General features: G+C 69.8%; 12 protein-coding genes. 6 read left to right on the top strand and 6 right to left on the bottom strand.

Going from position 1 to position 13245, the window contains the following annotated elements:
- Positions 1–256: 256 nt before the first annotated feature.
- Positions 257–1081, bottom strand: a complete 825-nt coding sequence (locus CFW40_RS14510) for a TIGR03619 family F420-dependent LLM class oxidoreductase (protein ID WP_088798316.1) — start codon at positions 1079–1081, stop codon at positions 257–259.
- A 319-nt stretch (positions 1082–1400) separates the two neighbouring features.
- Here CFW40_RS14510 and CFW40_RS14515 point away from each other — a divergent pair, with 319 nt between their 5' ends.
- From CFW40_RS14515 to CFW40_RS14540, 6 genes are all read left to right on the top strand, one after another.
- On the top strand, positions 1401–2852 hold the full coding sequence (locus tag CFW40_RS14515) for a CehA/McbA family metallohydrolase (protein WP_088798317.1): 1452 nt from the start codon (positions 1401–1403) through the stop codon (positions 2850–2852).
- 188 nt (positions 2853–3040) lie between these two features.
- Positions 3041–4003, top strand: a complete 963-nt coding sequence (locus tag CFW40_RS14520) for an NADPH:quinone oxidoreductase family protein (RefSeq protein ID WP_088798318.1) — start codon at positions 3041–3043, stop codon at positions 4001–4003.
- Positions 4004–4414: 411 nt separating this feature from the next.
- Positions 4415–5170, top strand: coding sequence for an ATP-binding protein (locus CFW40_RS36655; RefSeq protein ID WP_143034565.1), 756 nt, complete (start codon positions 4415–4417; stop codon positions 5168–5170).
- Positions 5171–5183: 13 nt separating this feature from the next.
- Positions 5184–5489, top strand: coding sequence for a hypothetical protein (locus CFW40_RS14530; RefSeq protein WP_088798320.1), 306 nt, complete (start codon positions 5184–5186; stop codon positions 5487–5489).
- Positions 5490–5501: 12 nt separating this feature from the next.
- A complete protein-coding gene (locus tag CFW40_RS14535) occupies positions 5502–6248 on the top strand; it encodes a hypothetical protein (protein WP_088798321.1) in 747 nt (248 codons plus the stop codon).
- A complete protein-coding gene (locus CFW40_RS14540) occupies positions 6245–6601 on the top strand; it encodes a hypothetical protein (RefSeq protein WP_143034564.1) in 357 nt (118 codons plus the stop codon). The genes CFW40_RS14535 and CFW40_RS14540 overlap by 4 nt, the downstream gene beginning before the upstream one ends.
- A gap of 63 nt (positions 6602–6664) precedes the next feature.
- Here the strand turns inward: CFW40_RS14540 and CFW40_RS14545 are convergent, their stop codons facing one another.
- The 5 genes from CFW40_RS14545 to CFW40_RS14565 form a co-directional block, all read right to left on the bottom strand.
- On the bottom strand, positions 6665–8155 hold the full coding sequence (locus CFW40_RS14545) for an aldehyde dehydrogenase family protein (RefSeq protein ID WP_088798323.1): 1491 nt from the start codon (positions 8153–8155) through the stop codon (positions 6665–6667).
- A gap of 38 nt (positions 8156–8193) precedes the next feature.
- On the bottom strand, positions 8194–9987 hold the full coding sequence (locus CFW40_RS14550) for an amidohydrolase family protein (RefSeq protein ID WP_088798324.1): 1794 nt from the start codon (positions 9985–9987) through the stop codon (positions 8194–8196).
- A 40-nt stretch (positions 9988–10027) separates the two neighbouring features.
- The gene (locus CFW40_RS14555; RefSeq protein WP_088798325.1) at positions 10028–11152 is read right to left on the bottom strand and encodes an LLM class flavin-dependent oxidoreductase; all 1125 of its coding nucleotides are present in this window, start codon (positions 11150–11152) and stop codon (positions 10028–10030) included.
- A 120-nt stretch (positions 11153–11272) separates the two neighbouring features.
- Positions 11273–12058 (bottom strand): SDR family NAD(P)-dependent oxidoreductase, encoded by a 786-nt coding sequence (locus CFW40_RS14560; protein ID WP_088798326.1) that lies wholly within the window; start codon positions 12056–12058, stop codon positions 11273–11275.
- Positions 12059–12210: 152 nt separating this feature from the next.
- Complete coding sequence (locus CFW40_RS14565) at positions 12211–13197, bottom strand: TIGR03619 family F420-dependent LLM class oxidoreductase (RefSeq protein ID WP_088798327.1); 987 nt, start codon at positions 13195–13197, stop codon at positions 12211–12213.
- Between the last annotated feature and the right edge of the window lie 48 nt (positions 13198–13245).

Here is a 13245-nt window from a genome sequence, read left to right on the forward strand (position 1 = left end):
GATCTCGTGGGGCCGCTGATCTTCTGGGACGGCTGACCTCCCGGGCCGTTGATGTTCTTGGCCGTTCACCGTTCTCCCCGGGCCGCCGGTCTGCGCAGAGATCCGCGGCCCTTCACCTTCGACGCTACGACTGCGGAGGCCGCCGCGGATCGTTCTCCGGTACCGGGACGGGCAGGAAGCGGTACACCGCTGGTCCTAGGCCCGTCCCCCCTCACAGGTCACCCGTCCCGCACGCGGCGCTCCCCTGCGTCACCCGTCACAGGTACTGCGCGAAGTCGTCCAGTGTCCGCAGTACCTCGGCCTCCCCGGCCGGCGGCAGCTGCAGCACCACCTCCTGCACGCCCAGCTCGCGAAAGCGCGCCAGCTTCCCGGCCGAGGGCTGGACCGCGTAGGGCACCACCACCGGCTCGCCCGTACGCCCGGCGTCCGACCATGCCTGCCGCAGCACCGGAACGGTCTCCGTCAGCCCGCGGCCGCCGATCGGCAGCCACCCGTCGGCGTACTCGGCGATCTGCCCGAAGAGCTTGGGGCCGGCCGCGCCGCCGAGGAGGGTGCGCGGTGCGCCGTGCCGCGGCTTGGGGTGGGCGAGGGAGGCGCGTACGGACCCGAATGCGCCCTGGTAGGCGGTCGGTTCCTCGGCCCACAGGGCGCGCATCAGCGCCACCCGGTCGCGGGTCAGCTCCCGCCGGGTCGACCACTCGACGCCGTGGTCGGCGGCCTCCTCGACGTTCCAGCCGTAGCCGATGCCGAGGGTGAAACGGCCGCCGGAGAGGAAGTCGAGGGTCGCGATCTGCTTGGCGAGGTCGACCGGGTCGTGCTGGGCGACGAGGGTGATGCCGGTGCCGAGGGTGAGCCGTTCGGTGACCGCGGCGACCTGGCCGAGCGCGATGAACGGGTCGAGGGTGCGGCCGTATTCGCGGGGCAGCGGCTCGCCCATCGGGGCGGGGGTGTCCCGGCTGGCGGGGATGTGGGTGTGCTCGGGGAGATAAAGGCCGGCGAAACCGCGCTGCTCCAGCTCGCGGCCCAGCCGGTCCGGCCGGATCGTCTCGTCGGTCAGGAAGATCGTGGTCGCGATCCGCATGCGGGAACACCTCCGTGTCAGGCGGGTGAGTGACCGCATGGTGCCTCACCGCCCGACGGTTATCCACAGGCCTTTCGCTCACCGTCACACGCGCGTACAACAGTTTTCACGCGGTGCAACGAACCGGCCGCGCAGCGGAACGAGACGACAGCGGGCGGAACGAACGGGCACGACAGGCGCAGGAGACGGGCCTGAGGCGGCACACGGGGAGGCGGAGATGGACGGGGGCTGAGATGGACGGGGGGCTGAGGTGGAACGACGCGACGTTCTGAGGCTTTCGGCGGTTGCGGGCGCGACGGGCGCGCTTACGCTCGGACGTGTGAGCTTCGCCGACGCCACACCCGCTGCCGGGCAGCCCGGAGGCGGGCCGGGCGAGCAGTCCCGGCGGGTGACCGGCCATCTGCCCACCGGCGCGCCGGACTTCGTGTACCTGCCGGTCGAGGTGCCGCACGGCGTCCGGGAGATCGCCGTTGCCTACCGCTACGACAAGCCCGCCGTCCCCGAGGGCACCCCCGGCAACGCCTGCGACATCGGCATCTTCGACGAGCGGGGCACGGGCCTCGGGGGCGCCGGGTTCCGCGGCTGGTCGGGCGGGGCGCGTACGGAGTTCTTCCTGCGCGCCGACGAGGCCACCCCCGGGTATCTGCCGGGCCCCGTCAACGCAGGCACCTGGCATATCGCCCTCGGGCCGTACACGATCGCGCCGCAAGGGCTGTCCTACGACGTCACGGTCACCTTGCGGTACGGACCCGCGGGCCACACCCCGGCGCCCGTCCACCCGCCCGAGCGTGCCCGGGGCCGGGGCCGTGCCTGGTACCGCGGCGACGGCCATCTGCACTCCGTGCACTCCGACGGCAAACGCACTCCCGCCGAGATCGCCGCGCTGGCCCGCGCCGCCGGGCTGGACTTCATCAACACCTCCGAGCACAACACCACCTCCGCGCACCGCGCCTGGGACGGCCTGTGGGGCGATGACCTGCTGATCCTGACCGGCGAGGAGGTCACCACCCGCAATGGGCACGTGGTCGCGATGGGCACCGACCCCGAGGTCTTCATCGACTGGCGCTACCGGGCCCGCGACCACGCCTTCGGGAAGTACGCGCGCGCCATCCGGCGGGCCGGCGGCCTGGTCATCCCGGCGCATCCGCACGCCACCTGCATCGGCTGCCACTGGAAGTTCGGGCTGGACGAAGCCGATGCGGTGGAGGTCTGGAACGGCCCGTACACCCCCGATGACGAGATCACCCTCGCCGAATGGGACAACACCCTCGTCGCCCACACCCGGGGCCGCGCGGACTGGCTGCCTGCCGTCGGCCACAGCGACGCCCACCGCGACCCGGATGTGGTGGGCCTGCCGCAGACCGTGGTGCTCGCCGACGATCTCTCGCGCCGTGCGCTGCTGGACGGCATCCGGGCGGGCCGGGTCTGGATCGCCGAGTCGTCGAAGGTCGATCTGGCCTTCGCCGTCACCGGTGAGCGCGGCGAACACGCCGGGATCGCCGAGCGCTTGGAGGTCCCCCGTACGGCCAAGGTCACGGCTGTGCTGAAGGTCTCCGGCGCCCCGGGCTGCACGGTCTCCTTCCTCACCGACCAGGGGCGCCTGTACTCCACCCCACTCCCCGCCTCGGGCAGCGGCACCGTCACCTGGCAGACCACGCCCGACCACGCCGCCTACATACGCACGGAAGTCCGCCACCCTTCGACGACAGCGGGCCTGCCGGGGCCCATGGCGGCCATGACCAACCCGGTCTTCCTGGGCCGCCGGGGCTGAGGAAGGCCAGGACCCGGCGAGGGGCCAGGCCTTCCACGGCGACCGGGCAGAAGATCGTCGGGGGCCGACGTAGCTTGGCGGGGGATCCTGATCGGCCGTGGCGAAGCGTCATCAGCCGCGGTAGTCAGGCTCAGTCGCGGCAATCAGGCTCAGCCGCGGAAACCTGATCAAGTCTGGGAGGGGCATTCATGCGTGCCATGCAATTCGAGCGGTTCGGCGATCCGGAAGTCCTGACGGAGGCCGAGGTGCCGGACCCGGTGGCGGGGCCGGGCGAGACCCTGGTCGAAGTGGAGGCCGCGGGCGTCAACTTCGGCGACATCAAGCACATCGCGGGCGAACACACCGATGGTCCGTACGCGCCGAAGGGGCCGTTACCGCACATCCCCGGCATGGAGGTCGTCGGCCGGACCACGGACGGTCGACGGGTCCTCGGCTACGTCCGCCAGGGTGGCTACGCCGCCAAGACGGTTGTCGCCGACCGCGATCTGGTCACCACGCCACCGGGCGTGAGCGCGGGCGCGGCGCTGGCTCTGCTCGTGCAGGGTTTGACGGCGTGGCATCTGCTGCGGTCGGTCGCCCGCGTACGGCCCGGCGAGAGCGTCGTCGTCCATGCCGCCGCGGGCGGGACGGGCAGCCTCGCCGTCCAACTGGCCCGGGAGTTCGGGGCCGGACGCATCATCGCCACCACGTCGTCCGACGAGAAGCGCGCCCTTGCCCTCGAACTCGGCGCGGACGCGGCAATCGACGGCGAGGCGGAGGGCTACAAGGAGCGGGTTCTCGATGCCAATCAGGGGCGCCCGGTCGACATCATCCTGGACGCCATAGGTGGCCCGGTCCTCGACTCCGCGGTGGACGCACTCGGGTACCTCGGGCGACTGGTCACGTACGGCGCCTCGTCCCGGCAGGCGGCCTCGGCCATCGCACCGAGCCGGCTCGCGGTGCGGAGCATCGGCATCGCCGGCTTCTGGATCACCCCGCTCCTTGCCCGAAACGGGGTCGGAGGTACGGCCCTTGAGGAGTTGCTCGACCTCACGGCGCAGGGACGCCTGCGGCCGCTGGTCGGCGCGGAGTACGACCTCGCGCGTGCTCGCGACGCGCACGAGGATCTGCTCGGCCGCCGCACGAAGGGCAAATTGGTCCTCCGCCCTTGATGGCCGACCCTTCGTGCCCTCCCCCGGAAGTCCGTGCGTCCACGCCGAGCGGGACCGGCACCCACCACGGCCGCGGCAGCCCGGCTCTGGCCGGCCCGACCTGTGGCGCGCCGGTTCTCACTCGCCGACGGCGTGACGCAGCCAGGCGACGGGTGCCATCCGGTGGGCCGAAAACGGCTCGACGGTTGTCGGTGTCACCCATTCCTTCGGCGAGCCTGGCTTCCGATTTAACCGTATTGTGCTCCACCGGCCATGTGACCATTCGGTGAACTCCCCCGGGAGATTCCGAAACCTTGTGATCATGCGGCAGATTGGCGCTGCGCGTTGATGGCGGGCGTTGTTACGGTCGGCGCATTGAGTTCTCCACGCAAACGCGTGGAAATGCACCGACGTACGGGGGGGATAAACCGGATGGACAATACATTCCGCCAGGAGCTGGAAAAGTTCCAGAGTTACACCGCCGAGCTCCAAGGCATGCTTTCCGGTCTGCAAGGAAGCCGCCCCGAAAGGGCGGAAGCATCGGACGCACAGGGTGCAGTGCGGGTCAGGGTGGACGGCGGCGGAATCCCGCAGGAAATAACGGCCGCCGCGGACTGGGGGAAGCGTTGCAAGTCCGGCGGTCTCGGCATGGCCGTGGTCGAGGCTGCCCGCAGTGCACACTCTGCACTCATGGACACCTGGTCACAGAATCTTCCCCATGGCCCCTGGAGCACAAGCCCGGGAAGGGGAAACGTGGGCGGCGACCCGGCGTCCCGCACCGAGACACCCGGGACCTCCGCCCCGGAGGAGCGGGACACTCGGTACGTGATTTCCCGTCCACTGGACCAGCTCGTGGAAGATGCCATCTCCTCTCTGAGTGCCGCAGGCAACTTCGACACCGCTCTCGGCCAAGAAGCGCCGGCGTCGGGGTCGGATCCAGCCGGCCGCGTGACGATCACCCTCACCCCCGCATCCCTCACATCGTGTGACGTGGAACCGAGTTGGGCCGCAAACGCATCGGTGATCCAGATCAACCGGGCCCTCGGTGAGGCGCTTGCTGATGCGCGTTCCGCCCTGGCCCTCAGCAGCGTTTCCGAGCAGGCAGAGGGAGAGGGGCGGAAGCTCGACGGCCTGATCGACGAGGCGATGGCCGCCCTCCGCGACCCCAGGCGCCTCAACAACCTCTGACAGGAGCACGCTCGTGGTGAATCCCGATATCAAGGCGGTCACCCATGTGCTGCGCTCCGAAGCGCGCATGTGGGATGAACAGAGCGACGCTCTGGGAAAGCTGCACCATGCCGTGGAGGGGCTGCGCATCAGCCGCCTTGAAGCAGGCATATTCCAGCTCGTGTTTTCGGCTTACGAGGTCGCGGTCGACGAGATATCTGACCGATGCAAGGAAGGTCAGCAGCGCACGCAGGAAATAGCCGATGCCCTCATCAAGAACGCGACGGCCTACGATAACCAAGAAGAAGAAACAAAGGCACATATCGAGGGAACATACTGAACAGGGGGCGGCATGACTACCTTCAGCCTTTCGCAGTATCAGGCTCTGACCCAAGAGCTGAAGTCCGGTGTGAACAAGCTGTCGCAAAAGAAAGAGGAACTTGTTCCGACGGCACAGAAGGCGGGCGATGAATGGTACATGCCCCAGAAAATAGCCGATGCCCTCATGTGGATCGCCGAGAAGATGAGGGAATGTGCTCAATGGGTGATCGAAAAGATTGAGGACGCACTGAAGGCTTCGGCGGCCCCCATCACGCTTTTCCAGATCTCAACCGACTGGGTCGACAAGATCAAGACCCCCGCATCGGCGGTGCAGGGGCAGACGGACTGGAAGGCCCTGCAGGCTCCCCGCCACTGGAAAGGGGAGGCAGCCGACCTCTACCTGGCATCGGTGCGGGGACAGTCCCCGGCCGCAGGGCGGATCGCGACGGTCGCGGACCAGGTGTCCCTGTCCTGCACGATCTGCGCCTCCACCGGGCTCGCGTTCTACGTCGCGATGGCAGGAATCCTGACGAAGGCCATCATGGGTACGGTTGCGGCCATCGGCGCGCTGATGACCGGGTTCGGTGCTCCCGTCGCTGCCGGGATCTTCCTGGAGGAAGCAGCGGTTAACGGCGCGACCGCAGGCGCAGCGGTCCTGGCGGCGCTCGGAGTCTTGGGAACCCAGGTCGAGGAACTGAACCGCATCAAGGGCCAGGCGAAAGACGTCAGCGACTACCCCGGCCCCCCTGTTGGCAAGTGGCCCAAGGGCACGGCGTGAGCGGGCGGGTACCGAAGCGCGTTTATCCGTTGGCGGTACTGCTGATGCTTCTGGGGACAGGTGGCCTCTGCGCATCGGTGGCGCTCGCGGTCAATGGGCATCGTGCGCCGAATGCCCTCTTTCTGATCTCCTTCGTCCCGCTCATGGCGGGCCAGATGCACAACCACTACAAGCGAAGGCATGACTGGTTCCACCGAACGTTCGGCACGTACGAGAACTTCCGCGCGGAGGTGATCGAGGAGGTGCGTCAAGTGAGGTACGAGAAGGGTGATGCGGCGATCGTGCGGCACCTGAGGAACCTGTACCCGCACCTCCCGATGCCGGTGATCACACGGCTGATCAAAGAGCTCTGACCCGGTACCAGCCGGTGGAGGGCAGCGCCGGCACACCGGCCGGTGCTGCCAACGGCCCCGCTCTCACCCCGCCCAGACGATCGCCTGCCACTCGCTGTACGCATGCAGCGCGTACGAGCCCACGTCCCTGCCGACCCCGCTCCGCTTGAAGCCGCCGAAGGGCGCTTCCATGTTGCGGCCGACCGTGTTCACACCGACCCCGCCGGCCCGTAGCTGCCCGGCCACCCGGAAGGCGCGGGCGGTATCGCCGGACCACACGTAGTCGATGAGCCCGTAGTCGCTGTCGTTGGCGAGGGCCACTCCCTCGTCCTCCTCGTCGAAGGGCAGCACCACGACGACCGGGCCGAAGATCTCCTCCCGCACGACCCGCATGTCGGGGGTGCAGTCGGTCAGCAGTGTCGGCGCGACGTAGAAACCGCGGTCCGGAGCGGACGGCCGTGCGCCGCCCGCCACGACCCGTGCGCCTTCCTTCCTGCCCAGCTCCACATACGACTCGACCCGGTCACGGTGCGCGGCCGAGATCACCGGCCCGACCACCGTCCCCTGGGCACGGGGATCGCCGACCCGGAGCTGCCCGATGTAGCGCGTGAGCCGCTCGACCAGCGCCTCGTACACCCCTCGCTGCACGATCACCCGCGTCGGCGCCGTACAGATCTGCCCGCTGTAGAAGGAGTAGGTGGTGCCGATCCCGGCCACCGCCGAGTCCAGGTCCGCGTCGTCGAAGACCACCGCGGCACCCTTGCCGCCCAGCTCCATGAGCTGGCGTTTCATCCCTCGCCCGCACACCTCGGCGATGCGCTGCCCGACGGCCGTCGAGCCCGTGAAGCTCACCATGTCCACGTCCGGCGAGTCCACGGCCGCCTCGCCCACCTCCGCACAAGCGCCGCTCACCACATTCACCACTCCCGGCGGCGCGCCTGCCTCCGCCAGCGCAGCCGCCATCCGGTACACCGACAGCGGGTCCTGCGGGGCGGGCTTCACGAGCACGGTGTTGCCCATCGCCAGCGCCGGGGCGATCTTGCCCGCCGGGTTCGCCCACGGGTTGTTGTACGAGGTGATGCAGGTGACGACGCCGACGGGCCGGCGTACGGCGAGAGCGCCCAGCACGGCCCCTCGCCCCTCTCTCCTGGCGGCAGGGGAGACGCCCCCCTGCCCCGCCTCGTTGATCTGCGGAGGCAGCCCCTGCTCGACCGGCTCCAGCGCCCCCCTCGCATAGCGTCGAAAGCGCGCCACCCCCACCGCGACCTGCATCCCGCGCGCGGTCCGGGTCGTGGCCCCGCTCTCCGCCTGCGCCAGCTCGGCATGCGCCGCGAAGTCGCGCTGCATGACCTCGGCGGCCCGGTCGAGGATCGCGGCACGCTCCTGCGGCGCGGTGCGCGACCAGGGCCCGAAGGCCGCGCGCGCCGCGGTCGCCGCCTCGTGCACCTGCGCCCGGCTCGCCTCGGGCGCGAGCCCGACGACCGCCTCCGTCGCCGGATCGATCACCTCGTAGTGACCACCGTCGGGCTCGACCCACTCACCGCCGATGAACAACCGCTCCGCGGCAGCCCTCACATGGCTCTCACCGCCCCCGTGCGCCGCCCCCGCCCCCGTCACTTCGTACTCACCGTTCTCGTGTCCCGGCCCGACCGCAGTACGGTCCCCGGCACCGCGCCGGTCACCACGTCGTCGCGGATCGTCTCGACGCCGTTGACCCACACCGCGTTGATGCCGACCGCCCGGGAGTCCAGCCGCGGGCTGTCGCCGGGCAGGTCGTGTACGAGCGTGGCCTTGCCCGCGTCGATCCGTTCCGGGTCGAAGAGCACGAGGTCGGCGTGCCAGCCCTGCTCGATGCGTCCGCGTTCCCGCAGGCCGAAGAGGCGTGCGGGGTCATCGGTGAGCATCTTCACCGCCTGCTCCAGGCCCACCAGTTTCCTGCCGCGCAGGCAGTCGCCGAGGAAGCGCGTCGTGTACGGCGCACCGCACATCCGGTCCAGGTGGGCGCCCGCGTCCGAGCCGCCCAGCAGCACGTCCTCGTGCTGCCAGGTCTCGGCGCGCAGCGCCCAGGAGGCGGGGTCGTTGTCGGTGGGCATCGGCCACAGGACTGTTCGCAGGCGGTCGTTGGCGCAGATCTCGACCATGCAGGCGAAGGGCTCCAGGCCGCGTTCGGCCGCGATGTCGCGCACGACGCGCCCGGTCAGGCCCTCGTTCTCCGGGGAGTAGGCGTCCCCGATGACATACCGGCCGAAGTCGGTGAGCCGTCGGAAGACGCCCGCCTCCTTGCTCTCCGCGCGCCGCAGCATCCCGTCCCGGACGCCGGGGTCGCGGAGCTTCGCGAGGCGTTCGGGTACCGGCAGGCCCAGGATCTCGCCCCAGCCGGGAATGAGGTTCAGGGCGCAGAAGGTGCCCAGGGACATGTTCATGGGGGTGAGGATCGGCATCGTCAGGGCCACGATCCGGCCGCCGGCCTCCCGGGCCCGCTCGCTCGCGAGCAGCTGGCGCGGCACCCGTGCGGGCACCGCCGCGTCGATCGTCAGCACGTTCCAGTTCAGCGGCCGGCCGGCCGTCGCGCTCATCGCGACCAGCAGCTCGATCTCGTCGTCGCCGAACTGGTCGAGGCAGCCCGCCACGATCGCCTCGATCTGAGTGCCCTCGTGCGCGGCGACGGCCCGCGAGAGCGCGAGCAGTTCCTCCGGTGCGGCGTGCCGGGAGGCGACCGGCTTCCCGTCACCGTCGGAGTGGGTGGAGGACTGCGTGGTGGAGAAACCCCAGGCCCCGGCCTCCATCGCCTCGTGGAAGAGCGCCAGCATCTCGTCCAGCTGCCCGGGGGTCGGCTGCCCGCCGATGGCGTCCGCCCCCATGACGTACCGCCGCAGCGCGCAATGGCCCACCATGAAGCCCGCGTTGACGGCGATCCGCCCCTCCAGCGCGTCCAGGTAGTCGCCGAAGGAACTCCACGTCCAGGGGGCGCCCTCTTCGAGCGCCACCAGCGACATGCCCTCGACCTTGGACATCATCCGGCGGGTGTAGTCGGCGTCGTCGGGCCGCCCGGGGTGCAGCGGCGCCAGGGTGAAACCGCAGTTGCCGCCCGCCACGGTCGTCACCCCGTGGTTGAGCGAGGGGGTGGCGTACGGGTCCCAGAACAGCTGCGCGTCGTAGTGGGTGTGCGGATCGACGAAGCCGGGGGCGAGGACGAGACCGGTCGCGTCCTCGCTCGTCCTCGCCTCCTCGGTGACGGTGCCGGAGCCGGAGCCGATGCCGCTTCCGGAGCCGATGCCGCTTCCGGCCCCCGCCCCGGACGGGGCGATCACGGCGATACGGCCGTCACGGATGCCGACATCGGCGGTGTACGAGGGCGTTCCCGTGCCGTCCACAACGGTCGCGCCCTTGATCAGGTGGTCGAGCATGGGCGGTGCGTCCCCTTCCCCTGGGCGGAATTCCGTGGGTTCAGCTGCCCGCGGCCTGACGGAACCGGGTCGTCCGGTGCACCGGATCCGTGTCGATCTTCGGGATCACGTGCTCGCCGATGAGCTTGACGGTGTTCATCGTGTCCTCGTACGAGATCCCGATCGGCAGCCCGAAGCTCAGCTGGTCGGCCCCGGCCTGCTCCCAGCGCTTGCACTGACCCAGCACCTCGTCCGGGTCGCCGCAGATCATCAGCTCCTCGGCGATCAGCAGCTCGATGACCTCCGTGGTGTAGTCGGGCAGCAGCTCGGGCCACTCGGGGATGCCGTCGGGCCGCGGGAAGGTGTCGTGGTAGCGGAAGACCAGCGACTGGAGGTAGTTGAGCCCTCCGCCCACCGCGATCTCCACCGCCTTGTCGTGCGTCTCGGCACAGATCGCGGTCGAGGTCACCATCACGTTGTCGTTGACGAAGCCGCCGACCGGCTCGGCCTCCCGGATCGCGGTCTTGTACTGCTCCAGCACCCACTCCATATCGGAGACCTTCTGCACGCTGAAGCCGAGGACGCCCAGTCCCTTCTTCGCCGCCATGGCGTACGAGGACGGGGAGCCGGCCGCGTACCACATCGCCGGGTGCGCGGCCCCGTACGGCTTGGGGAAGATCTTCCGCGGCGGCAGCTGCCAGTGTTTGCCCTGGAACCCGACGTACTCCTCCTGGAGCCACATCTTCGGGAACTCGGCGATGGTCTCTTCCCAGATCTCCTTGGTGTGGTTCATATCGGTGATGCCCGGGAGGAACCCCAGGATCTCGTGGCTGCCGGCGCCCCGCCCGCTGCCGAACTCGAAGCGGCCCTCGCTGAGGTGGTCGAGCATGGCGACCTTCTCGGCGACCTTCACCGGGTGGTTGACCTGGGCGAGGGGGTTGAAGATCCCGGACCCCAGATGGATCCGCTCGGTCGCATGGGCCAGGTAGCCGAGGAAGACGTCATTGGCGGAGAGGTGCGAGTACTCCTCCAGGAAGTGGTGCTCGGAGGCCCAGGCGTACTTGAAGCCGGACTTGTCCGCCTGGATGACGTACTCGGTCTCCTCCATCAGCGCCTTGTGCTCCGCGAGCGGGTCGGTCTCGGCCCGCTTGCCCACGTATCCCTGTACAAAGAGCCCGAATTCCAAGGAGGTTCACCGTCCCTGAGCCATTCAGCGATTTCTGACGTACCGTCAGATCAGATGTGCCGACTGTTCCACCGCGCACGGAGGCCGTCAAGAGCCGCCACCCCACTACCTGACGCTCAGTCAGATGACGCTGACCCCCGCCAACCAGCCCCCGTCCACGACGAACGGCTGCCCCGTGATGTACGACGAGTCCTCGCACGACAGGAAGAGCGCCAGCTTGGCGACCTCCTCCGGCCGGCCGATCCGGCCCAGCGGCACCAGCTTCCGGTAGAGCTCGTCCACGGCCCGCCTCGACTCGGCCGGATCCGCGCCCGGATCCAGCGCCGCGGGGTTGGTCATCGGGGTGTCCACGGCCCCCGGGCACACCGCATTGACCCGGATCTTCCTGCTCGCCAGCTCCACCGCGGCGACCCGGGTGAGCCCGAGGACCGCATGCTTGGTCGCGGCATACGCGCCGACGAAGGCCATGCCCGTCAGGGCCGTGTACGAGGCCGTATTGACGATCGTCCCACCGCCCGCCGCCTCGATCTCCGGCGCCACCGTACGGATCCCGAGGAAGCAGCCGACCTGGTTGACCTGCACCACCTGCTGGAACTCCGCCAGCGGCGTCGACACCAGCTCGTTGAACCGAAGAATCCCCGCGTTGTTGACCAGCCCGTCGATCTTCCCGAAGTCCTCCTTGGCGGCGACCGCCGCGGCCTGCCAGTCCGCCTCCTGCGTCACATCCAGGTGAACGAAACGGGCCCGGTCCTCCCCCAGCTCCTCGGCGAGCGCCGTACCCTGCGCGTCGAGCACATCCCCGAGCACCACCTTCGCGCCCTCCGCGGCGAACAGCCGCGCCTCGTGCTCACCCTGCCCGCGCGCCGCACCCGTCACGATGACAACCCGCCCGTCGAGCTTGCCCATGCCTGCACTCCTTAGCTGGTGAGTACGCCGCCGCCGGTTCCGCTCCGTCGGCCGTGAGCGGACAGCGGTGAGTGGTGGGTAATGAGTAGTGAACGGTGAGTGGTAAGTGGTGAACGCTGAGCGGCGAGCGGCCATTACCGAACGGTTGGCGGTCAGCCGTTCAGCAACGGCGCCACATCCGTCCCGAACGCCGCCATCTGATCCCTGAGTTCGTCACATCCCCGGCTGCGGAACCGCACCTGGATCTGATCCACTCCCATCGCCCGGTACTCCCGCAGCGACTGTGCGATCCGCTCCGGCGCCCCGGACAGGGTCCGCCGGCCGACCTCCCACCCCGGCTCGCCGACGTACAGCGGCTCGGCGATGGCGCCGATCACGACCGGCGTATCGACACCGGCCGCCGCCCGCAGCCTCCGCAGCTTCCCGATCTGCCCGGGCAGCTCCGCCCGCCGGTCACCCTGCGGCAGCCAGCCGTCGCCGCGCACCGCGGCCCGGCGTACGGCGGCGGGCGACGATCCGCCCACCCAGAGCGGCGGCCGAGGCGTCTGCACGGGCCGCGGCGCCTGCCCCAGCCCCTCGAACGCGAACCGCTCCCCCGCGAACTTCGGGAACTCCTCCGGCCCCAGCGCCACCTTCAGCGCGTCCATCGTCTCGTCCAGCACCGCACCGCGCCGCTCGAAGTCCACTCCGAGCACGTCGAACTCCTCCGTTACGTGCCCGGCCCCCACCCCCAGAATCAGCCGCCCACCGGAGAGCCGGTCGAGCGTCGCGTACTGCTTGGCCGTGACCAGCGGATGCTTCAGCCCGGCCACCGCCACATGGCTGAGCAGCCGCACCCGCTCGGTGACGGCGGCCAGATGCGCGAGCGTGGCGACCGGGTCGTACCAGACGGTGCTCATCGCCTCGGCCAGCCGCCGCGGGATCGCCAGGTGCTCACAGCAGGCGATATACGCGAACCCGTACCGGTCGGCGGCCCGCGCGATCGCGACCAGCTCGACCGGCCCCGCCGCGGCCTCCCAGCTCTCCGCGAAAAGAGTGCTCTGCGACTGCACCGGCAACTGCATGCCGTACACCAGCCGCCCCGACTCGGGCCGCCACACCCCACCACACACGCCGTCCACCACAAGCCCTCCAGCCATACCTGACGGATCGTCACATAGCTTGCGCGGGACATCGTCGTGCCTGGG

The organism is Streptomyces sp. 2114.4, assembly GCF_900187385.1.
GTDB classification, from domain to species: domain Bacteria; phylum Actinomycetota; class Actinomycetes; order Streptomycetales; family Streptomycetaceae; genus Streptomyces; species Streptomyces mooreae.